Source organism: Novosphingobium sp. FKTRR1 (assembly GCF_020404405.1).
Classification (GTDB): Bacteria; Pseudomonadota; Alphaproteobacteria; order Sphingomonadales; family Sphingomonadaceae; genus Novosphingobium.
In genome coordinates this window covers 168,149-190,477 of sequence record NZ_JAIZDA010000007.1, presented here as the reverse complement: position 1 = coordinate 190,477, position 22,329 = coordinate 168,149, and the positions used below count along the sequence as shown (strand labels likewise).

Here is a 22,329-nt window from a genome sequence, read left to right as displayed (position 1 = left end):
CAATCGGAGTCGCCCCGATGAACGATCAGTCGATGCAAGTGTCGCTGCCCAGCACGGCCTATCGCGATGCCGAAGCCTTTGCCCTCGACAAGCGCACGATCTTTGCCCGCGAATGGTTCTGCGCCGCGCGCGAGGAAGACCTGCCCGAGCCCGGCAGCCACATCACGCTCGAAATCGCGGGCGAAAGCGTGCTGCTTGTGCGCGATCGTGCAGGCGTGCTGCACGCACACTACAACATCTGCCGCCATCGCGGTGCGCGCCTGTGCGATGCCGCCAGCGACGCACGCTGGGGCGTCAAGCTCGATGCCAACGTGGTGTCGCGCGGGTTGATCCGCTGTCCCTATCATGGCTGGTCGTACGGGCTGGACGGCAAGCTGCTTGCCGCGCCCGAGGTTAGCGGCTTCACCGGGTTCGCCAAGGACGAGCTGGGCCTCTATCCGGTTGGCGTGGCGACTTGGGGCGGGTTCGTGTTCCTGAACCTGTCCCCTGCCAGCGCGCCGGACTTTACCGCCGGGATTGCGACCGCCGCCGCCCATCTCGCCAACTACCCGCTGGCCGACCTCGTAACCGGGCAAACGATCACCTATGACGTGGCAGCCAACTGGAAACTGATCCTCGAAAACTACAACGAATGCTACCACTGCCCGGCGGTTCACCCCGAACTGTGCGAGATCGTGCCCGCCTTTCGCGAAAAGGGCGGCATCGGGCTCGACTGGGAGGCAGGAATCCCGCACCGCGCGGGCGCGGTCACCTATACCGCCAGCGGCACCACCACCCGCGCGCCGTTCCCCGGCCTGTCGGACGAGGAAAAAGTGCGCCACAAGGGCGAACTGATCTATCCCAACCTGATGTTCAGCGTATCGATGGACCATGCCGCCGCCTTCGTGCTGTGGCCATTGGCAGCCGACCGGACGCGGATCGAATGCCGGTTCCTGTTCCATCGCGATGAAGTGGCCCTGCCCGGTTTCGATCCAGCCGATGCGGTCGATTTCTGGGACATGGTCAACCGGCAGGACTGGGCCGTTTGCGAACGCGTGCAATCGGGGCTGTCCTCACCGATCCATGACCATGGCTATTTCTCGCCGCTTGAGGATTACAGTCTGGATATCCGGCGCTATCTGGCGGACCGACAAGCCGACTGACGATTAGTCCGGCAGTCCGGCAGTCCGCTCTGCCTACCAAAGTGCAATAGGCGACTCTCGTTGTGCATGGCACCTCGCGGCACGAACCAACGGGAGAGACTCCATGGACACATTCGCACCGCGCGCAGCGCTGGCCATGGCCGCCAGCCTGATCGCCACGTCGGCTTTTGCAGCGCCCGGCACGCCGCCAGCCACCTTCAACCGCTGCACCGTGTGCCACAACGCGGCCAAGGGCGCCCCGGCCAAGATCGGCCCGGACTTGTGGGGCGTTTATGGCCGCAAGGCGGCGACGCAGGCGGGCTTCAAGTACAGCGCCGCGCTCACGGGCGCGAAGCTCAAGTGGGATGATGCCACACTCGACAAGTGGCTGGCCGGACCGATGACGCTGGTCCCCGGCACGGCAATGGCCTTTCCGGGGTTGAAGGATGCGGCCAAACGCGCCGAAGTGATCGCCTACCTCAAATCCTTGAAGTAATACCCACGCCGGGTCAGCCCCCGGCGTGGCTCAACGTCCAGACATAGGCCGCGACAGCGCGGACATCCTGCGCCGTCAACGCCGCGCCACCCAGCGCCGGCATACCGCCGCTCGCCTTCTTCGGCTTGGCCACGCCGCTGGTGATCGTGGCGGCAAGGCCATCGACCGAGCCGTCGCTCCACAGGAACGCCGGACCGGCAAGCGAAGCGCCCGACATGCTGCCGCGCCCGTCCGAGCCGTGACAGCCGCTGCACGTGCCGCCCTTGGCCTCACCCAGATATATCGAGCGGCCGAGCGCCACTTGTTCGGGCGTGATTCCGGCAGGCAGGCTCGGGCGCGCGGCTGAAGCGGATGGTGTCGCCTCGGCTGCGGCAACCGCCGCCTTTGGCGCATCGATGAGCGCGGCACCGGGCAGGCCATGATAGGTCACGCGCCAGATGCGCCCGCGCACATCGTCGCCAATGTACAGCGCCCCATCCGGACCGACGGCAAGTCCCGCCGGGCGGTGCAGCGCGCGGCCCGGTTCCTTGTGCGGGCCCGCCAGACCATCGGCAAAGCGGATCCACTGTGCTGACGGCTTGCCATCGCGCAACGGCTGGAACGCCACAATATAGCCGTCTTGCGGGGCTGGCGCGCGGTTCCACGATCCGTGGAAGGCGATGAACGCGCCTTGCGCATAAGCCGACGGAAACACTTTGCCGCTGTAAATCGCCACGTCGTTGGGCGCCCAGTGCGCGGGGAAAGCGACCAGCGGCGGCGTCTTGGTGGCGCACAAGCCCTGCGTCTTGCCACCGTCTCCGCCATATTCGGGGGCGAGCACGTGGCGGCTCTGGAAGCCGTCGTAATAGCAGGTCGGCCAGCCGAAGTCGGCGCCCTTGAACGGGCTGAACAGGATTTCGGCGGGACGCTCCACACCCTGTTCGGTGGTGTAGAGTGCGGGCCAGTTCTGGCCCAACTGATCGCGCCCGTGCTGCGTGGCAAAGATGTGCCCGGCGCTGTCGAGCGCAATCCCGCCGGTGTTGCGGATGCCGGTGGCCCAACGCTCGGCGGGGCTGAACACCTGACCCAGCTTGTCGGCGCGATAGGCCCAGATGCCGCCGCGCGACAGCGCTTCGACGCAAGGCACCGCGCCCTTCGCGCCGGGCTGGCGGTTGGGGCTTTCGCAGGTATTGCTGGCCGATCCGGAATTGACCAGCAGCAGGCCCGCAGGCGTGATCGCGAACGGGTGCATCGGGTGATCGCCGTTCACCGGAAGGCCCGACAGCACCGTCACTGGCTTGCCGAGGGGGGCCAATTGCCCAGCCTTGCGCGCATAGCGCACGATGGTGTCATGCTCTTCCACGTAGAGGCTGCCGCGCCACAGCGCGATGCCGGTGCCGCCATGGCCGCCAGTCGTCGCGGACAGACCGAAGCGTTCCGAAGCATCGGCCACACCATCGCCATCGCGGTCCTTCAGCGCCACGACGAAGCCACCAGCGGGAGCAGGCGGCAGGCCCTCGAAGTAATCGCTCGACCAGGTGTTCACATAGACCGTGCCGTCCGCAGCGATCGCGATGTGGCGCGCATGGCCGACATTGTCGGCAAACACCGTCGCGCAGAAACCGGGCGGCAGGGACAGCCCGCCATTGTCGGCAGCGCAATCTGCCGGAGCGGCAGCGGCGTTTGCGGTTGCCGGTGCGCCATGCGCTCCGGTCAGGCCGACGCCCGCCGCGATCAGCAAGGGCGCGGCAATCAGGACGGAACGCAGACGCATCGACATGGCAACAAGACCCCTGAGCGGTAAACCGTCGGTTTGATTAAACGTTCCGCACGGCAACGCAATCGCTTCAGGAAGGGGCGCTGCCTGTTTCCGCAACGCGCAAGCTTGCAAAAAAGAGCAGCGCCACGGTCGGGGATCGAGCCCGGACCGCAGCGCTGCCAGTCGCATCCCGAACCCTGTGCGCATGACTGCGCACAGGGTTCGGGCGGCGTGGGTTCGAACGAACTTCAGATCATCAGAAGAACAATATCCCGCCGAGTGCGATGGCGTCGCTCGATGCCGCGTTGCCGTTCCACGCGGTCGATTTGGTGTGGACGTATTCGCCGATCATCGTCACCCAGCTGGTCAGGCCATAGCGGACCTGACCGACCTCGCTGGCGTTGCGCCGCACAAGGGTTGGCGTGGCCAAGGCGTCGGCCGAATTGGCGTGGCTCAACAGGCTGGCGCCATAGCTGCCGCCAAAGCCCCATTTGCCGACGCTGACCAGCGCTTGCGCATAATAGCCTTCGCTATGACGCGCGTTGCCGGCGGCATCGGTGTCGAACAAGTTGAGCACGGTCGTGCCCAGCCCCTTGCCGGTGTAGTAATATCCCAGCAGCGCCACCGGCCCCGCCGTGACCTTCGCCCCGAAGTCCAGCCCCTGCCCGGTGTATGACCGTCCCGACAAGGCATCATGCTTTTGCGTGATGCCCGACAGCCAGCCGTGCACGGCAACGTCGGCGACCTTGCCGTCCCAGGTCAGCTTGCCCTGAAAGCCCGGCGCCTTGTTGTTCTGCGCCGCGCCGGTCAGCGAGGATAGCGGCTGGAACACGCCAGCAGACGCCTTGAACCCCTGCAGCGACGGGGTGGTATAGGTGATTTGCGGCTGGAAGTCGGTGTAGATGTAGCCGATGCCGATCCGGCCGAGCGTGGTATTGGCCGGCGCCACGTTGCCACCCGGCGAGCCGGAGGACAGCAACGTGATATCGTTGAGGATCGCGTCCGAGCCGAACAGGCCGATGTCGCGGCCGATCTTCAATTCGCCAAAGCCATCGTGCGCCAGCGTCAGATAGGTCTGGCGGAAGTCGATCCCGGCGGTGGCCAGCGCGGTCGGCTGACCGCCGTTGTTGGCACCCAGTGCGCCATAGTTGGCGCTGTTGATGCCGGGATACATGCCGAAGTGCGCGCCCACATCCCAGCCGCCCTGCCTGGTCGAGACTTCGACCTTGAGGAAGCCCGGCAACAGGCCGTTGCGCACCGCGCTGGTGCCGTTGGGGCCGACCCCGGCAACGCCGCCTGTAACCGCGGTGGTTGCACTGGCCTTGGCCGGATTGTCGTGCACGTAGAACCCATTTACCGAGCCTGAAAAGCGGATCGTGGCCGGGCCGACTTCCAGCCCGATCCCCGATGCGGTGGCGTGAACCAGTTGCCTGCCGTCGGGCGATGCTGCAGCAGACGCCGGAGCCGGAGCTGGCGAAGTCGCCGCAACCGGAGCGGCGGCGGCGGCGGCGTTTTCAGCCTGCTCTTCCTTAAGCAACTCGGTATAATCCTCGTCGCTGAGGATGCCCTTTTCGTGCAGGCGCTTGAGCAGCGCGGTGCTTGAACCGGCCCAGGCGTTGGTCGCCGTCAGGCACAGCGCCAGAGCGACGGCCGAACCGCCGAACAAATGAACCCTCCGCATCGTCTTCCCCTTGTTTTTCTGCACATCCCGGCCTCCCATGGCCCGGTGCAGTGTGGGGATGACAATGCTGCGCAGCACGGCGCGCCGGAATTGGACTTAAGGCAGTGATACTTTCGGACGAGCGACCATGCAGGCACGCCACCGACGCTTAGCGCGCAATCGCCACGCCCCACGGCCCGGCACCTGCCGGGATCGTCGCCGAGACGGACAACCTGGCCAGATCGACGACGCTGACATCATCCGAAAGCCCGTTGGCCACCACGGCAAAGCGGTCATCCGCCGTCAGCGCCAGATGCCACGGCCGTCCCCCGACCGTGGCATAGCCGACGACCTTACGACTGGCGACATCGACCACGGCGATGGCATTGGCCCGCCCCAGCGCGACCACGGCCCGGCGCCCGTCATGGGTAAAGCGGATGCCGCAGGGCAGCACTTTGTAACTTTGCGTCGCGGGCGGCGCGAAGGAGATCGTGGCAACCGCCTGCCGCGTGGCGGGGTCGATCACCTGCACCACCTGCCCCGCTTCGTCGGCCACCCACAGTTCCTTGCCGTCGGGGGTGAACTCGACGTGGCGCGGGCGCGGCTCGGTCGGAGTTTCGGCAACGACGGTGTGCGTGGCCAGATCGATCCAGCTCAGCGTGTGCTGATCCTCGCTGGTGACGACCAGCCACTTGCCGTCGGGGCTTTGCGTGACGCCTTCAGGCTCTCGACCGACCGGCACCTGCCAGCTGACGTGACCGCTTGCCAGATCGATCGCGGTCAGCGCGGCGTCATCCTCGTTCGCGACGAACAGCAGCTTGCCATCGCGCGAGGGAAAGAACTGCTCGGGGTCTTGTCCGGACGGGAGTGTGCGCAGCAACTTGCCGGTCAGCCGGTCGCGCACCTCGACCGCGCTGTCCTGACCCGCCGCGATGTAGACCTGCGCGCCGTCACCCGAAAGGGCAATACCGCGCGGACGGTGGCCGACCGGCCATGTCGCCATGACCTTTCCGGACGCCAGATCGATCACCGAAACACTGTTGCCGCGCTCGTTCGAGACATAAGCCGTGCCTTGCAGCAATCCCGCATTTCCGGGCTGCTGCGCAAAGATCGGACCTTGCCCGAGCACGGTCAGCGCCACGCAAGCCGACGCTGCAAGAGTGCGCCGGACGATCGCCTGAAAGGGTGTTTGCTGGTTCATGCTGCGGTTATCTCGCGCGGGAGGATACCCGCCTACTGGACCAAGGTACTATGTCTGCGCGCCGAGGGGACAAGTATCCATTGCGTCATCGAGCGACAAGCATGCCCGGCATCGACCGAAATGCAATGATGCCGGGCCAATGGGAGATTGGATAAGCCATGAACGCCAAGCAATCGCGTGTCTTGCTGGGACTGGCGCTGGCCTGCGCCACGCTGGGGGTCAGTCAGCAGATATTTGCCCACGGCAATGTAACCCCGCAGCCGGTCGACACAACCGCGCTGCCCGACATTACCCCCGACAATGACACCTGGCTGACGCACAACCCCTATCGCGGCAATGCCAAGGCAATTGAGATCGGCCAGTCGGCATACGGCCAAAATTGTGCGCGCTGCCATGGACTTGAGGCGATCTCGGGCGGGATCGCGCCGGACTTGCGCTATCTTGAGACCGGCGACACCGGCGATGAATGGTTCGTCCAGCGCTATCACCATGGATCATCGCACGACGGCAAAGTCTACATGCCGCCGATGGGCGAAATCCTTGGCCAGAAGGCCGGCTGGGCGATCCGTAGCTGGCTGGAAACCAAACATGTCGATGAATGAACGGCCAAGCCGACGCGCGGTCATCGCCGGACTGTCCGCGCTGGGACTTGGCTGCGCTCTGAAATCCGGCCCTGCATCCGCCGCGCCCCTGGCCAAAGTAAAGGCCGATGGTGTGCTGCGCGTCGCGGTCTATCAGGACAACCGGCCGTGGTCATGGAGCGATGGCGGCAATCTGCGCGGGATCGACGTCGATTTGGGCAAGGCGCTGGCGGAATCGCTGGGCGTGCGCGCCGATGTTGTCGAATTTCCAGCGGCCGATGACCTGAATGCAGACTTGCGCAACGTGGTGTGGCGTGGCGGATTGCTGGGGTTCAGGCCGTGCGACGTAATGCTGCACGTACCGTTCGACCGGCAGTTGATGGTGGAGAACGATCAGGTTGCCGTGATTTCGCCCTACTATCGCGAAGGTTTCGCCATGGTTTGCGGCAACGAACAGACCGATTGCGAGGTTCCACCCTCTCAATTCAAGGGCAAACGGCTCGCCGCTGAAACCGGGACGGTATCGGACGCCTACCTGCTCGGCAGCTTTGGCGGGGTGCTGCGCAGCGACGTGCACCATTTCGGCACCGGCTATGCCGCCGTCGCGGCTGTCGGCACCGACAAGGCGGATGTTGCACTGGCCACCCGCGCGCAAGTCGAGGCGGCGCAAGCCGACCATCCTGCCGCCGCAATCAGGCGCCGCAGGGGACCGATCCCCGCGCTCGTCACCCCCGGCTGGGACATCGGCATGGCGGTGAAGGAGAACAGCCGGTCGCTGGGGGATGCCTTGGAAGAGAGCGTTGCCAGGATGATCGCGGATGGACGGCTTGCCGCCCTGTTCAAGGCGCACGGGGTCGAATGGCACGCCGCGCTGGCCGGATGAAGCGGCATTCGATGGCCCTGCGATGGGCCTAAGGTTCAATTGCTGCGCCGGGTGCACCCGATAGGGTCGGTCCGGCCAGGCGCAGGGGTCGGACGACAGGTCTGCCAATTCGCAAACCGAGTCGTCCGGGCGCACGGGTTCGATACCACCAAATCAGGGGCCGCCAGCCAAGGTGGTCAGTCTTACAGACAGGAGAGCATGCATGAAGGGCAACATGACGCGCGGCTGGATTGGCGCAAGCCTTGCCGCAATAGCCATGGTGGGACTGGGCGCGAGCGCGCCGGTTCTGGCGCAAAATGCCGCCGGGCCGACCAGCCAGGATATCGTCAACGACGCCAGCACGCCGGGCGATGTGATCAGCTATGGCCTTGGGCCGCAAGCGCAGCGTTTCAGCGCGCTGACCACGCTCAACGCCAGCAACGTCAAGAAGCTGGTCCCAGCCTTCGCCTCGTCGCTGGGCGGCGAAAAGCAGCGCGGTCAGGAATCGCAGCCGCTGGTCTATGACGGCACGATCTATGTGACCGGCTCTTATTCGCGCGTGTTCGCGTTTGATTCGCGCACCGGCGAAAAGAAGTGGGAATATGACGCCCGCCTGCCCGATGGCATCATGCCGTGCTGCGATGTGGTCAATCGCGGGGCCGCCATCCATGGTGACAAGATCATCTTCGCCACGCTCGATGCCCACCTGATCGCGCTCAATCGCCACACCGGCAAGGTCATCTGGAACAAGACGATTGCCGACTATCAGGCGGGTTACTCGGCCACCGCCGCACCGCTGATCGTCAACGACATGGTCGTGTTCGGCAATTCGGGCGGCGAATTCGGCATCACCGGCGCGATTCAGGCGCGCGACGTCAATACCGGCGAACTGATCTGGGAACGCCCGACCATCGAAGGCAACATCGGTACCCTGCACGGCCAGCCCAACGGCATGACCGGCAAGCTCAACGCCACGTGGGTCGGCGACCAATGGAAGACCGGCGGCGGCGCCACCTGGCTTGGCGGCACGTATGACCCCGACACCAACCTGATCTACATGGGCACCGGCAACCCCGGCCCGTGGAACAGCCACTTGCGTCCGGGCGACAATCTCTACACCAGTTCGACGCTGGCGATCGATCCGGCGACCGGCGTGATCAAATGGCATTACCAGACCACCCCTCACGACGGATGGGACTTCGACGGGGTGAACGAGTTCATCCCGTTCGATGCCACCATCAACGGCAAGGCGATGAAGCTGGGTGCCAAGGCCGACCGCAACGGCTATTTCTTCGTGCTCGACCGCACCACCGGCAAGTTCGTCAGCGCCAACAAGTTCGTGCTGCAAACGACCTGGGCCGATGGCTACAACGCCAAGACCGGGCGCCCCAACTTCATTGACGCCAACCGCCCCGGCGCGCCGGAAGGTGCGGAAAAGGGCAAGTCGGTGTTCGCCTCACCCAGCTTCCTGGGCGGCAAGAACTGGATGCCGATGGCCCATTCCAAGCAGACCGGACTGTTCTACATCCCGTCCAACGACTGGGGCATGGACATCTGGAACGAACCGATCGCCTACAAGAAGGGCGCGGCCTACCTCGGTGCCGAATTCACCATCCGGCCGATTGCACCGGACCACATCGGCGCTTTGCGCGCGATGGACCCGACCACCGGCAAGATCGTGTGGGAATACAAGAACAAGGCGCCGCTGTGGGGCGGCGTGCTGACCACAGCGGGCAATCTGGTGTTCACCGGCACCCCTGAAGGCTACCTCAAGGCGTTCGACGCCAAGACCGGCGAGGAATTGTGGAAGTTCCAAACTGGCTCGGGCGTGGTCGGCTCGCCGATCACGTGGGTGCAGGACGGCGAACAATACGTGGCGGTGATGTCGGGCTGGGGTGGCGCGGTGCCGCTGTGGGGCGGCGAAGTGGCCAAGACGTTCAAGGAAATCAGCCAGGGCGGCTCGCTCTGGGTGTTCAAGCTGCCCAAGGAAGCCGCGGGTAACTGACCGGATCGGCGCCGGGCCGGGGGCTTGCTCCTGGTCCGGTGCACTTCCCTCGGCGCGTCACCCGCGTCCGATCAATCCCACTCAACAATCCCATTGAACCATCATTGCCGCAGGGCCCGATCATGATAGGCTGGCAAGCAACACCGAACGGGACGATGAACATCGCTATGGAACGTGTCATGATCGTCGATGATCACTCGCTCGTCCGCGATGGGATGCGCAGCCTGCTGGAAGGCAGCTTTCCGGACTGCCAGATCCTTGAAGCCGCCGCGCTGGCCGAGGCGATCGCTGCATTGCACGATCAGGGCGACGTTGACATGGTGCTGCTCGATCTCAACATTCCCGATGTGACGCGGCTGTCAGGGCTCAATGCCCTGCGCGATACGTTTCCCAGCATTCCTGTGGTGATGGTGTCGGGCACGCTCGACCGGCTTACGGTGCGTGAGGCGCTGGCCGCAGGTGCGGCAGGCTTCGTGCCGAAGTCGCTCAAGCGCGCAGAAATCGTCGAAGCGCTGCGTCAGGTGCTGGAAGGCGAGATCTACATCCCCGACCTGTTCGATGAGGACGATGAAAGCGCGCGCGAACAGACCGCGATCCTTGGCCGCATCGATTCCCTCACCCCGCAGCAAACCGTCGTGCTGCGCCACCTCATCAACGGCAAGCTCAACAAGCAGATTGCCTATGAGCTGGATGTTTCGATGACCACGGTCAAGGCGCACGTCTCGGCCATCCTGCAAAAGCTCAACGCCTATTCGCGCACGCAAGCGGTGATCCTGGCCAACCGCGTCGGCTTTCACTGAGCGCTGTCAGCGCCAATTAAGCTTGCGCCGTTTCAGTTCACAAGTGTGCGCAGCAACGCACGCAATTGCGCTGGTTTGACCGGCTTGTGCAGCATTGGCAGCCCGGCGGCGGCGAGTTGCGCCTTCACTTCCTCGCTGCGGTCGGCCGAGATGATCAGCGCTGGAACCTGCGCCCCGAATTGGCGGCGCAGGGCAGCCACCACCGCATCGCCGCGCTCACCATCGTCGAGGTGATAATCGGCGATCAGCAAGGCGGGCAACCCGTCCGCCCCGGCAATCTTCAACTCCGGCAGTTCGAGCGCCGCGTCGAGCGAATGCGCGGTCAGCACGCGATAGCCCCACTTGCCCAGCAGCGCCTCCATGCCTTGCAGGATGGCCTCATCGTTGTCGACGATCAGCACCCGGCCGCCGGTGGTTTCGCCCGATGACCGCTCGCGCGGGCGCGCAGCTTGCGGTTCGGCGGGCGAGGCTTCGCCGAGCGGCACCAGCACGGCAAACTCGGCCCCCTCGCCCGGACGCGATGCCAGTTCGACACGATGGCCCAGCATCTGGCTGGCACGCCGCACGATGGCCAGCCCCAAGCCCTTGCCGGTCGGCCCGCGATCATGCGAAAGGCGGCGAAACTCCTCGAAAATCAGTTCGAAATTCGCCGGATCGATGCCAGGGCCGGTATCGCGCACGGCGATCCGGGCTAAACCGTCGACGCACGTCACCGTGATCGCGACCGATCCCATGCGGGTATAGCGCAGCGCATTGGACACGAAGTTCTGCAGGATGCGACGCAGCAAACGCACGTCGGAGCGCACCCAGATGCCGGTTTCGGGCACCTTGAGCACCAGCCCCGACTGGCGGGCTTGCGTGGCAAATTCGATGCGCAGCGCGCCAAGCATGCGGTCGAGTTCGATCGGTCCGATTTCGGGCTGCATCGCGCCAGCATCGAGCCGCGAGATCTCGAACAGCGCTTCAAGCAGTTCCTCGACCGAATCCAGCGCCGTTCCGGTCTGGCGGACAAGCGCCCGCGTCGGCAGCGCCAGCCTGCGCTCGCCCAGCGCCGCGACGAACAGCCGCGCGGCGTTCAGCGGTTGCAACAGATCGTGGCTGGCGGCTGCAAGAAAGCTGGTCTTTGACCGGTTGGCCAGTTCGGCGGCGGTCTTGGCCGCCAGCAGCGCCGCCTCCACCGTCCGCCGCTCGGCCACTTCGGCCTCAAGCTCGATGGTGCGGGCGGCCACGCGGCGCTCCAGCGTCTCCGCCGCCTCGCGCAGACCTTCTTCGTAGTGCAGCCGGTCGGTGATGTCGTCAAAGCTGAACGCCATTCCGCCGGGCTGGATCGGGGTAGAGCGGATCTCGACCAGCCGTTCGCCCAGCCGACCTTGCGCCGCGCGCCGTTCGCCCTCGGCCGCTCGCCAGTCAAGGATATCGGCATCTGCCAGCCCCAGACTCCGACAATGCGCGACCAGCCCGGCATGGGTCGCGATCGCGCTGCGGTCGCCCGGTGGCAGCCGCAGGATGCGCGCCAGCCCACCGTTGTGGACGACCAGTCCGTGCTGCTGGTCATACAGGCAGACGCCTTCGGACAGGGTGTCAAGCGTCGCCTGCAGCGCAAGGTTGCGCTCGGCCAGCTCGCGGGCGCGGTCGCGCGCGTCCTCGGCCTTCACCTCCGTAATGTCGGTGTAAATGCCGACGGTGCCGCCCTCCGACGTGCGGATCTCGTTAATCTGCAGCCAGCGCCCGTCGCTCAGCGCCTGCACATGCACGCCGTCGGCCGTGGCGTGGCGCGCCAGCCGGTCGGCAACCCAGCGTTCGGGTGATACCAGAGCCCCCACGGTACGCCCGCTGCGTGCGACGGCGTTGATCACATCGGTGAAGGGCGGATCGGCTGCCAGTTCGCCCACCTCGGGCCAGTAGCGGCGATAGGCGGCATTGCACAGGATCAGCCGGTCCTGCGCGTCGAACAGGGCGAACCCATCGGCCAGCGTCTCGATCGCGTCGCGCAGCCGGGTACGAGCTTCCTCCGCCTCACGATGGGCGTGGCCGAGTGCCGCATTGGCGCGCGACAGGCGGGCGAGCGCATCCTCCAACGCAGCGGTCCGCTCACGCACCAGCGCTTCAAGCGAGATTGCCGTCTCGAACATCGAGAACGCACCGCCCTGAAAATCGCTTGACCGTTCGACGCGGTCGATCAGCGCGGAATTGATGGTTTCAAGCTGGGCAATGCGCGCTTCCAGCGTGGCGATGCGGGCGGCGGCGGCCTCGCTGTCACCGGCAGGAGCAAGCCGCGCGTTCATCGCCCGATGGCCAACCCGCTGAACGTCTGGTTGATGTGCGCCGCGCGCACCTGTTCGCCATACGTGTTGAAGCCGACGACCCGGCGCCTGCTATACAACCGCGAGACCGCCCCCGAAAGCTGGCGGTTTTCGGCATCGATACGGTTGAGCACGCAGTCGAAACCGATGACGTGATCGATGCTGCCGACTTCTTCGTCGAGCCGGTCGAACAGATCCTCAAGCTGCGACAGGCGGTCGACCGGCTGGCCAACGGTCAGGACGATCCCGTTGTCGATGGCGCAATAGAAGGTCAGGCTGCCATCGGCGTTGACCGCCTGGACCGAGCGCACGTGATAGGCCCCCCCAGCGCGCACCATCGGGGGATGCGCGGCAAAGAACGCGGCATCAAGACCTTCGCCCGAAAGCGCCGCGCCCAGATCACCACCGGCAATGCGCATGTATTCATCGGCAGCGCGGCGGGCGTTGATCTCGTGCACCACGCGGGCATTGGGATCGGCGGCGGTTACCACCATCTTTTCGGCACCGGGCGAGTAATGATTGGTGGTGAATACGCGCATCGGACGGCGGCTCGACAGAATGGCCACCACCGCCGCATCGGTCATGAAGCGTCCGCCCACCAGAATGCCGGTTTCGCGAAACAGCATGCCATCGCCCGACGATCCGCCGACCAGAACCGTGTCGCCCAGCGCTTCCTGCACGGTCATCGCCAGCAGTTCTTCACGGTGTGACAGGCCGTCCACCAGAAACAGCGCGGCATGGTTGGGGAACTGTCCGACGGCGGCATCCTCGTGCGCCACAGCAGCGCCGAGCGCGCGGATCGCGTGGCGGCCGACATCAGGCTCGAACCGGTCAAGATCATCGAAGCAATGCACCGCCATGCGGAAGTCGTCGGCCGGAAAGCCGATGAACACGATGCTGTCCTCGTCATAGCCGCGATCGCTGAGTTCTCCCGCGCTGGTGCAGCCGATCAGTGGCACCTCGCCCAATGCCTGCTGCAGCGCCGCGGCCAGTTCCGAGCTGGCAAACCGGTGCGAACAGAACACCAGCGCGCCCGCCAGCACGCGCGCGCCTATGCCGTCGATCACCCGTTCAACGACCAGCGCTGCATCGTCGCAATGCGACGAAACCACGACCAGTTCTTCCCTGCAATGGGCTTCGCCCAATCTATCTCTCCCTCTCGTCCGGACTGCTGCCGGATCAAGCACTGTTGTTTATCATGGTCACAGGTCTGCTCAACCGCGCCCTTGGTCTTATACGGCGTCACCCCGCAATGGCTCGGGGGCGGCCGCCAGCAAAGCGGCCTCCTCGTCGCTGAACACCCGGCTGCGGATGATGAACCGCACCCCCTCAGGCGCCTCAAGGCTCATCCCCGCGCCGCGACCGGGAACGACATCGATGGTCACTTGGGTGTGGCGCCAGTATTCGAATTGCGCCGCGCCGATCCACACCGCCACGTCCCCGGCAACATGGCCGAGCAGAACGTCCTGCCGCCCGACGCGGAACTCACCTTTGCCAAAGCACATCGGGGCAGAGCCATCGCAGCAGCCGCCCGACTGGTGGAACATCAGCGGCCCGTGAACCGCCGTGAGCCGGGCAATGAGCGCAAGCGCCGCCTCGCTCGCCAGAATCCGCGCTGGCAGAGCGGCGGCAACTCCCGTGCTGGTAGCGCCTGCGCCCATCGCGCCAGCCTCAGACCACGGCAGCGGGAAAAACGGTGACCCCGCCATCGGCAAAGTTGGCGATGTCGGCCGCCGCAGCAGCGCCCTCAGGCGAACCCATGCTGGCGGCCAGTTGCGCGCCATCGGCGAAGAACAGTTGGGCGATGCGGTAGTACGGCGGCTTTGACCCATCCGCGCCGGGCAGACCCTTCGTCAGGACCGCCTTGGCGATGCCCTCGATCTTGTCGACCAGCGGCAGATGCGTTTGCGCGTAGTAGGTTTCGAACGCTTCGGGGTTGCTCGGCTCGTTATACAACACGTTCAGCACGATGGTCGGTTCGGCGCCAGACATCAGACTTCCTCTCAAGGTTGCGGCACCGCCGCCGGATCGCCCATGCGGGACGTCCGACGGTCAGGCCTGTTCGATCAGCTCAAAAGAAGCCAAGCTTCCTCGGGCTGTAGCTGACGAGCATGTTCTTCGTCTGCTGGTAATGGTCAAGCATCATCTTGTGGTTTTCGCGGCCGATGCCCGATTGCTTGTACCCGCCGAACGCGGCGTGGGCCGGATAGGCGTGGTAGCAATTGGTCCACACGCGCCCGGCCTGAATGGCCCGGCCAAAGCGGTAGCAGGTGTTCGCGCTGCGGCTCCACACCCCGGCGCCAAGGCCATAAAGCGTGTCGTTGGCGATCGCGAGCGCTTCCTCGTCGTCCTTGAAGGTCGTCACCGCCAATACCGGCCCGAAGATTTCCTCCTGGAACACGCGCATCTTGTTGTGGCCTTCAAGCACGGTCGGCGTGACGTAGTACCCGCCCGCCAATTCACCCTCGTGCACCGCACGGCCCCCGCCGGTGAGTACTTTGGCGCCTTCGTCGCGGCCGATGTCGATGTACGACAGGATCTTTTCAAGCTGATCGTTCGAAGCCTGCGCCCCGATCATCGTGTCGAAGTCGAGCGGGCTGCCCAGCTTGATCGCCTCGACCCGCTTGATCGCGCGCTCCATGAAGCGCTCGTAGATCGATTCATGGATCAGCGCGCGGCTGGGGCACGTGCAGACCTCACCCTGGTTGAGCGCGAACATGGTGAACCCTTCGAGCGCCTTGTCGAAGAAGTCATCGTCCTCTGCCGCCACATCGGCGAAGAAGATGTTGGGGCTCTTGCCGCCCAGTTCCAGCGTCACCGGGATCAGGTTTTCGCTGGCGTACTGCATGATCAGGCGGCCAGTCGAGGTTTCGCCGGTGAAGGCGATCTTGGCGATGCGCGGGCTGCTGGCAAGCGGCTTGCCCGCTTCGACGCCGAAACCGTTGACCACGTTCAGAATGCCCTCGGGCAGGATGTCGGCAATCAGTTCGACCAGCACGAGGATCGACATCGGGGTCTGCTCGGCCGGCTTGAGCACGATGCAGTTGCCCGCCGCCAGCGCCGGGGCGATCTTCCACGCCGCCATCAGGATCGGGAAGTTCCACGGAATGATCTGGCCGACGACGCCCAGCGGTTCGTGGAAGTGGTAGCCGACAGTATCGTGGTCGATCTCGGAAATCGAGCCTTCCTGCGCCCGGATGCAGCTTGCAAAATAGCGGAAGTGGTCGATGGCCAGCGGCATGTCCGCTGCGGTGGTTTCGCGGATCGGCTTGCCGTTGTCGATCGTCTCGGCAAGCGCCAGCAGATCGAGGTTCGCCTCAAGCCGGTCGGCAATCTTGAGCAGCACGTTCGAGCGTTCGGTCGTCGAAGCGGAACCCCACGCGGCTTTGGCCTTGTGCGCTGCATCCAGCGCGAGTTCGATGTCCTCGAACGTGCCGCGCGCCACCTGACAGATCGGCTTGCCGGTGATGGGGGTGACGTTCTCGAAGTACTGACCCCGCACCGGGGCGACCCATTTGCCGCCGATGAAGTTGTCGTATTTCGCCTTGAACACCGACTTGCCAGCAAACTTGCTGATCGCCTCCTGCAGCATCGAAACTCTCCTGTACGGTCACGGTTGCCCCACGATACCTCTTGGGTTCGCGGTGGATCGCAAAGACCCTGCTCCGGGGTACGGAGCCGGGCAATTGGACCTTAGGACGATAGCATTTTGGCGTGACCGCACGAAAGCCCGTAAAGGCGAGTCATGCGCCGGTCAGATTGATCCGTTTTCGAAGCAATTCAAGCGCTTCGACCTCGCTGATCACTTCGGCGTATTTGGCCTGAAGGTCGAACAGATTGGCCTCGTGCGGGGCGGGATGGCGATCGCCACACGCATCGCGCACGACGAACGGCAAAAAGCCGTTCTGGCACGCATCGAGCGCCGTCGCGCGCACGCAGCCCGATGTGGAAGTGCCGCAGATCAACACCGTATCGACCTGCAACGCCGTCAACGTAGCGGCAAGATGGGTGGCAAAGAACGCCGAGGCATAGCGCTTGGTGATGACCAGCTCATCACCCTGCGGGCACAGCACCGCCGGGAAGGCGCCAAGCGGACTGCCCTTCTCGAACACCTTGAGCGCGGGAACTTTGCGAAAGAACACGCCGCCGTCCGCTCCTCCGGCAGTATATTCCACATTGGTGAAGATCAGCGGGATACCGGCTGCGCGCGCGGCCTGGGCAAGCCGCACCGCGCTGGCGAGCGCATCCTCGATCCCGGCGTAGAGCGGTGAGCCCGGCTGGAGATAGGCTTCGACCAGATCGATGATCACCAGCGCCGGGCGCTCGCCGAACGGCAGGCGACCATCGAACGCACCGCTATAGTTCGCGGTCAGGTCGTCCTCGCCATGCGCCATCAGATCGCCCCTGCCGCTTCCAGCCGCGCCAGTTCGGCGCCGTCCAGCCCCAGCAGTTCGCCATAGATTTCGGCGTTGTGCTGCCCCACTTGCGCCGGAGCGGGACGCCGCACGCTGCCCGGTGTGGCCGAAAACTTGGGGAAGCTGTTCTGCATCTTCAACGGCCCGAAGCGCTCGGTCTCGACCTCGATGATCGCCTCTCGCGCCTGAAAGTGCGGGTCGGCCAGCATGTCGGGTGCGCGATAGACGCGCCCTGCCGGGATCGAATATTCGATCATCAGCGCATCGACCTGCTCGATCGTCAGCGTGCGGGTCCAGTCGTTGATCAGCGCGTCAAGCTCGTCCTGATTGACCCCGCGCGCCAGATGCGTGGCATAGCGTGGATCGTCGCCCAGTTCGGGACGGCCCATGGCTTCGGCCAAGCGCTTCCACAGCGAATCCTTGTTGGCCCCGATCATGAACTCGCCGTCCTTGCACGAATAGACGTTCGACGGCGCAATGCCCTTCAGCACCGAACCCGAGCGTTCGCGGATCAGACCCATGCGGTCGTACTCGGGCACCAGCCCTTCCATGACCTGCAGCACGCTTTCATAGAGCGCTGCGTCGACGACCTGCCCTTGCCCGGTCCGCTCACGTTCATGCAACGCGGCCAGCACGCCCATGCAGCCATACGTCGCGGTCAGGGTATCGCCGATCGAGATGCCCATGCGGCTTGGCGGCCGGTCAGGCTCGCCGACGATGTAGCGCCAGCCGCCCATCGCCTCACCAATCCCGCCGAACCCGGCGCGGTCGGAATAGGGCCCGGTCTGGCCATAGCCCGACATGCGCGCGATGACCAAGCCCGGCTGCTCGGCCAGCAGTACGTCGGGACCAAGCCCCCACTTTTCCAGCGTGCCGGGCTTGAAGTTCTCGACCAGCACATCGGCATGACCGATCAGCTTGCGCACCAGCGCCTGGCCCTCGGGATGGCGCAAGTTGGCGCTGACCGAACGCTTGTTGCGTGCGATCACCTCCCACTGCACTTTCTCGTCGCCCTGCCCCCATTCGCGCATGGGATCTCCGCCGCCTTTCCCGTTCACATGGGGCGGCTCGACCTTGATCACGTCGGCGCCCATGTCGCCCAGCAACTGACCGCAAAAGGGGCCGGCCAGCAATTGCCCCAGTTCGACGACGCGGATATCGCGCAATGCACCCTTGTTCACGTCTTACTCCGCCGCCTGAAGGATCGGCCATACGGGCTGGGTCGGCGCCGGCAGGCCGGTTTCGGCCAAGCTGGCGGCGCGCAACTGCTCGATGCCGGGGCCAAAGTCGAACAGCGGCAAGTCCCCACGCGTGGCGCGCAGTTCGGCCCGCAGCGCCTCGGTCGCGGCGGCATCGACGGTCCCGGCCGGATCGGCCACCACGCCATAGGCGCGCGCGCCCTCCGCCGTGACCAGCCCCTGCACGATCTCCTTGGCCACGAGCGCGGAATCGCGTTCGAGCGGGTCGCCCCAACCGCCGCCGCCCCAGGTGATGAAGTGCAGCTGGTCCTCGGCTTCCACTTCGACATCTTCGACCTTGTTGCCGATGATGATCTGCGTGCCGTCGGCCTTTTCGAGGATCTTGCGCGCCCGCGCCCCCGGATGGCCGCCGTTGACGCCCCACGGTGGCACGAACCAGCGGTCGTCATGGATCGAGATCGTGCCTGCCACCAGAAAACGATACGTCATGTGAATGCCGTCGCCGCCGCGATGGACCCCCGCCCCGCCGCTGTCGGGCGCGCATTCATAGCGCTCGATGCGCATCGGGAAATAACGTTCGAGGAACTCGTTGGGCACATTGGTGAAGCCCGGCCACAGCGAATGGCCGTCGGGCCCGTCGCCCATCGGACGGCCGGGAACCCCGCCAAAGCCGATCTGGAACAACTGGAACCATGCACCGCCCTTGCCCGGACGCGTGTCGTTGCCCGAATAGAACAAGTGCGGGCTTGACGAAAACCCGGCCGCGTTGAGGAACTCCGGGGTCTTTTGCCCCAGCAATCCGCCCAGAATGTCGAAAATGCGGCCCAGCGCGTGGGTGCGACCCGAGAGCGCGGCGGGAAACTTGGGCTTGAGCAGCGATCCTTCGGGAATGCGCACGTCGATCAGGTCATAGAACCCGTCGTTGAACAGGATCTGCGGATCGAACACCATGATCATGTAGATGCCGAAGAACATCTTGAACATGTTTTCATTGAGATAGAAGTTGATCGAGGCTTGGCTCTGCGGATCGGTCCCGGCAAAGTCGAGCACCACCTTCTCGCCCTCGCGCCACATCGTGCACTTGATGCGATAGGGGCCAGCGCCCATGCCGTCGTCGCAGATGTAGTCCTCGAAGCTGACCGGATCTTCGGCAATCGCCATGCCGATCAGCGACTTCATCGCGCGGTGGTTGCGTTCAAGCAGCGCCTGCGTGGCCGAAACATAAACGTCATCGCCAAAGCGGGTCGCCATCTCGATCACCCGGCGCGCCGCGACGCGGCAGCTGGCGATCAGCGCGTTGAGGTCGGCCGCGCACCAGTCGGGCTTGCGCGTCTGGTGCATGACCAGCTTGATAAGGTCTTCGTTATATTCGCCCTTGCGCCAGATCTTGACCGGCGGGATGCGCACGCCTTCTTCAAAGATCGAGTGGGCGTTGATCGGCATCGAGCCGACGACTTTGCCGCCGATGTCGCTCTGGTGGCCGAACATCGAGGTATAGGCGATGAGCCGCCCGTCCTTGAACACCGGCAGCAGCACCAGCCAGTCGTTGGAATGGCTCACCGCCCCGCCGACCGAATAGGGATCGGACAGGAAGATCATGTCGCCGTCTTCCAGCGTGCCGTCAAAGTTCTGCAGGAACCCGTCGATGAAGCTGCCGAACTGGCCGACGATCATCTTGCCGGTGTGGTCGGCGATCAGCGGAAAGGCGTCTCCCTGTTCGCGGATGCCGGGCGACATCGCGGTGCGCACCAGCGTGGCGTCCATCTCGATGCGGGCGTTGCGCAACGCATTTTCGATGATGTCGAGCGTCACCGGGTCGATGGCGATGCGATTGAACGGGGTGTGGTTGGTCTGGACAATGGTTGCAGGCATGGCTTCGCGTGTCCCTCAGGCCAGATTGATCAGGATGTTGCCGACAGCGTCGACGGTGCCGGTGCAGCCGGATTCGATCAGGGTGGTCGAATCCATCTCGCACACGATCGCAGGGCCGGGGATCACGTCGCCTGCGCGCAGCTTTGCCCGGTCATAGATTACCGCCGGTTGCAGACGGCCTTCCATCCACACCTCGTGATCGCGCAGTTTGGCGGCAATCGGATTGCCATCGCCCTGCGGCAGCGGCGCTGCTGGCAGGTCGAGCGCGCGGCCCAGCGCGACGGCGCGCAAGTTCACGATTTCGTGCGGGGTATCCATGTTGAAGGTGAACAGCCGTTTGTGCTCCTCGTCGAAGCGGGCGAGCAGTCCGGCAATGCCGTCGGCCTCCAACACATCGGCGGTGATCGTCAGCGGCACCTCGAACGCTTGCCCGGCATAGCGGACATCGACCTCGAATTCGCTGGTGATCTCGTCCTCGGGCACGCCGTCGGCCAGCAGTTCGGCGCGGGTCTGCGCGGCCATTTCGGCCAGGATCGCGGTCAGATCGCTCGCTTGAGTCTGCGAAGCAAGGCGCGAGAAGCTGCGCGCGGTTTCGGTGCGCATCCGGGTGGTGGCATCGCCCAGCGCGCACAGCACACCGGGGCTGACCGGAGAGATCGCCGGCCAGCTGCCCATCAGGCGCGCGACGGCGTTCACGTGCAGCGGCCCCGCGCCGCCAAAGCCCATCACCGCGAAGTCGCGCGGGTCATAGCCCTGTTGCACCGAGATCATGCGCAGCGCACCGAACATGTTCTCGTTGACGATGTCGATGATCCCGCGCGCGGCGGCCATCAGGTCGATGCCGAGCGCATCGGCGATGGTCTGCACCGCCGCCTTGGCGCCCTCACGGTCCAGCTTGAACGTACCGCCCAGCAGGTTTTCGGGCAGATAGCCGAGCACGACATTGGCGTCGGTCACGGTCGGAGCGGTGCCGCCCTTGCCATAGGCAACCGGCCCCGGCACCGCGCCCGCGCTTTGCGGACCGACGCGCAGCGCGCGCGTCAGTTCGGGGACATAGGCGATGGAACCGCCGCCAGCGCCGACGGTCTTGACATCGAGCGCGCTGGCCCGAACCGACAGATGCCCCACTTCGGTGGTGCGCTGGCGGCGCGGCTCAAGGTTCTCGATCAGCGCGACGTCGGTGCTGGTGCCGCCCACGTCGAGCGTCAGGATGTTGCGGATGCCGGCATTGCGGCCGACCCAGATCGCGCCGGTCACCCCGCCCGCCGGACCCGACATCAGGATGTTGACCGGGTGTTCGCCCGCCTTGTCGGCGCTCATCAGCCCGCCGTCCGAGCGCAGCAGCGACAACTTGCCCGCCATGCCCTCGTTGGCCAGCCGATCGCGCAAGTTGGCGACATAGCGCCCGACCACCGGGCGTACGGCTGCGTTGGCGACCGTGGTCAGCGTGCGTTCGTATTCCTGCATCTCGGGCAGGACTTCGTGGCTGAGCGAGACCGGCACGCCCGGCAGCACTTCGGCGGCGATCTCACCGATCCGCGCCTCGTGCGCGCCGCTGACATAGGCGTTGATCAGGCTGACCGTCACCGCTTCGACGCCATTGGCCCTGAGCAGGCCCAGTTGCGCGCGAACGTCAGCTTCATCCAGCGGGCGCACCTCGTTGCCTTCGGCGTCGATGCGGCCCTTGACCGTGACCGTATCCTCAAGCGCGGCGAGCGGCTGCGGCTTGGGCCAGATGATCCAGCCGGCCAGGCCTCCGGGCACAAAGCTGCGCGCGATCTGCATGATGTGACGATAGCCCTCGGTCGTGACCAGACCGACGCGCGCGCCCTTGCCTTCAAGCACCGCGTTGGTGGCGACGGTGGTGCCATGCAGGAACGTCTCGATCTGCGCCGCGGTGATCCCCGCTGCCGCACAGATCGCGCCAACGCCGTTAAGGATGCCTTCCGAGCTGTCGTGCGGGGTCGAAGGCGTTTTATGGCGCCAGAACGATCCGCTTTGCGTTTCCAACAGCAGGAGGTCGGTGAAAGTGCCGCCGACATCCACGCCTAACCGGTAACCCATGCCTAACCCCTT

Annotated in this window: 18 protein-coding genes; 6 read left to right on the top strand and 12 right to left on the bottom strand. The window is 65.1% G+C overall.

Annotated features, from left to right (window positions below; genetic code table 11):
- Window positions 1-17 precede the first annotated feature (17 nt).
- Window positions 18-1,142, top strand: a complete 1,125-nt coding sequence (locus LDN95_RS09530; protein WP_226017433.1) for an aromatic ring-hydroxylating dioxygenase subunit alpha — start codon at window positions 18-20, stop codon at window positions 1,140-1,142.
- A 103-nt stretch (window positions 1,143-1,245) separates the two neighbouring features.
- A complete protein-coding gene (locus LDN95_RS09525) occupies window positions 1,246-1,617 on the top strand; it encodes a cytochrome c family protein (RefSeq protein WP_226017432.1) in 372 nt (123 codons plus the stop codon).
- A 13-nt stretch (window positions 1,618-1,630) separates the two neighbouring features.
- Here LDN95_RS09525 and LDN95_RS09520 read toward each other — a convergent pair whose 3' ends face one another.
- The 3 genes from LDN95_RS09520 to LDN95_RS09510 form a co-directional block, all read right to left on the bottom strand.
- The gene (locus tag LDN95_RS09520; protein ID WP_226017431.1) at window positions 1,631-3,370 is read right to left on the bottom strand and encodes a c-type cytochrome; all 1,740 of its coding nucleotides are present in this window, start codon (window positions 3,368-3,370) and stop codon (window positions 1,631-1,633) included.
- Between the two features lie 241 nt (window positions 3,371-3,611).
- A complete protein-coding gene (locus tag LDN95_RS09515) occupies window positions 3,612-5,036 on the bottom strand; it encodes a porin (protein ID WP_226017430.1) in 1,425 nt (474 codons plus the stop codon).
- A gap of 148 nt (window positions 5,037-5,184) precedes the next feature.
- Complete coding sequence (locus LDN95_RS09510) at window positions 5,185-6,216, bottom strand: PQQ-dependent catabolism-associated beta-propeller protein (RefSeq protein WP_226017429.1); 1,032 nt, start codon at window positions 6,214-6,216, stop codon at window positions 5,185-5,187.
- A 158-nt stretch (window positions 6,217-6,374) separates the two neighbouring features.
- On the opposite strand from LDN95_RS09510, the gene pedF reads away from it, so the two are divergent.
- The 4 genes from pedF (at window position 6,375) to LDN95_RS09490 (ending at window position 10,464) form a co-directional block, all read left to right on the top strand.
- Window positions 6,375-6,818 carry a cytochrome c-550 PedF gene (gene pedF, locus LDN95_RS09505; protein ID WP_226017428.1) on the top strand — a complete coding sequence of 148 codons (444 nt, stop codon included), beginning with the start codon at window positions 6,375-6,377 and terminating at the stop codon, window positions 6,816-6,818.
- The gene (locus tag LDN95_RS09500; RefSeq protein ID WP_226017427.1) at window positions 6,805-7,680 is read left to right on the top strand and encodes a transporter substrate-binding domain-containing protein; all 876 of its coding nucleotides are present in this window, start codon (window positions 6,805-6,807) and stop codon (window positions 7,678-7,680) included. Before pedF ends, LDN95_RS09500 begins: the two co-directional genes overlap by 14 nt.
- A gap of 202 nt (window positions 7,681-7,882) precedes the next feature.
- Window positions 7,883-9,664 (top strand): methanol/ethanol family PQQ-dependent dehydrogenase, encoded by a 1,782-nt coding sequence (locus LDN95_RS09495; RefSeq protein WP_305082580.1) that lies wholly within the window; start codon window positions 7,883-7,885, stop codon window positions 9,662-9,664.
- Between the two features lie 122 nt (window positions 9,665-9,786).
- Window positions 9,787-10,464: a response regulator transcription factor gene (locus LDN95_RS09490; protein WP_226017426.1), complete on the top strand. Its 678-nt coding sequence runs from the start codon at window positions 9,787-9,789 to the stop codon at window positions 10,462-10,464.
- A gap of 32 nt (window positions 10,465-10,496) precedes the next feature.
- On the opposite strand, the gene LDN95_RS09485 is transcribed toward LDN95_RS09490, so the two are convergent.
- The 9 genes from LDN95_RS09485 to LDN95_RS09445 all read right to left on the bottom strand — a co-directional run bounded on the left by LDN95_RS09485 (window position 10,497) and on the right by LDN95_RS09445 (window position 22,317).
- The gene (locus LDN95_RS09485) at window positions 10,497-12,749 is read right to left on the bottom strand and encodes a NahK/ErcS family hybrid sensor histidine kinase/response regulator (protein ID WP_226017425.1); all 2,253 of its coding nucleotides are present in this window, start codon (window positions 12,747-12,749) and stop codon (window positions 10,497-10,499) included.
- On the bottom strand, window positions 12,746-13,912 hold the full coding sequence (locus LDN95_RS09480; RefSeq protein WP_370631673.1) for an FIST N-terminal domain-containing protein: 1,167 nt from the start codon (window positions 13,910-13,912) through the stop codon (window positions 12,746-12,748). The genes LDN95_RS09485 and LDN95_RS09480 overlap by 4 nt, the downstream gene beginning before the upstream one ends.
- Before the next feature lie 87 nt (window positions 13,913-13,999).
- Window positions 14,000-14,428 carry a DUF779 domain-containing protein gene (locus tag LDN95_RS09475; RefSeq protein WP_226017424.1) on the bottom strand — a complete coding sequence of 143 codons (429 nt, stop codon included), beginning with the start codon at window positions 14,426-14,428 and terminating at the stop codon, window positions 14,000-14,002.
- A gap of 10 nt (window positions 14,429-14,438) precedes the next feature.
- Window positions 14,439-14,759: an EthD family reductase gene (locus LDN95_RS09470; protein WP_226017423.1), complete on the bottom strand. Its 321-nt coding sequence runs from the start codon at window positions 14,757-14,759 to the stop codon at window positions 14,439-14,441.
- A 79-nt stretch (window positions 14,760-14,838) separates the two neighbouring features.
- On the bottom strand, window positions 14,839-16,359 hold the full coding sequence (gene adh / locus LDN95_RS09465) for an aldehyde dehydrogenase (protein ID WP_226017422.1): 1,521 nt from the start codon (window positions 16,357-16,359) through the stop codon (window positions 14,839-14,841).
- 151 nt (window positions 16,360-16,510) lie between these two features.
- Window positions 16,511-17,161, bottom strand: coding sequence for an N-carbamoylsarcosine amidohydrolase (locus LDN95_RS09460; protein WP_226017421.1), 651 nt, complete (start codon window positions 17,159-17,161; stop codon window positions 16,511-16,513).
- A complete protein-coding gene (locus LDN95_RS09455; RefSeq protein ID WP_226017420.1) occupies window positions 17,161-18,363 on the bottom strand; it encodes a CaiB/BaiF CoA-transferase family protein in 1,203 nt (400 codons plus the stop codon). Before LDN95_RS09455 ends, LDN95_RS09460 begins: the two co-directional genes overlap by 1 nt.
- Window positions 18,364-18,366: 3 nt before the next feature.
- Window positions 18,367-20,253, bottom strand: coding sequence for a hydantoinase B/oxoprolinase family protein (locus LDN95_RS09450; protein ID WP_226017419.1), 1,887 nt, complete (start codon window positions 20,251-20,253; stop codon window positions 18,367-18,369).
- Window positions 20,254-20,268: 15 nt separating this feature from the next.
- The gene (locus tag LDN95_RS09445; RefSeq protein WP_226017418.1) at window positions 20,269-22,317 is read right to left on the bottom strand and encodes a hydantoinase/oxoprolinase family protein; all 2,049 of its coding nucleotides are present in this window, start codon (window positions 22,315-22,317) and stop codon (window positions 20,269-20,271) included.
- Window positions 22,318-22,329 lie beyond the last annotated feature (12 nt).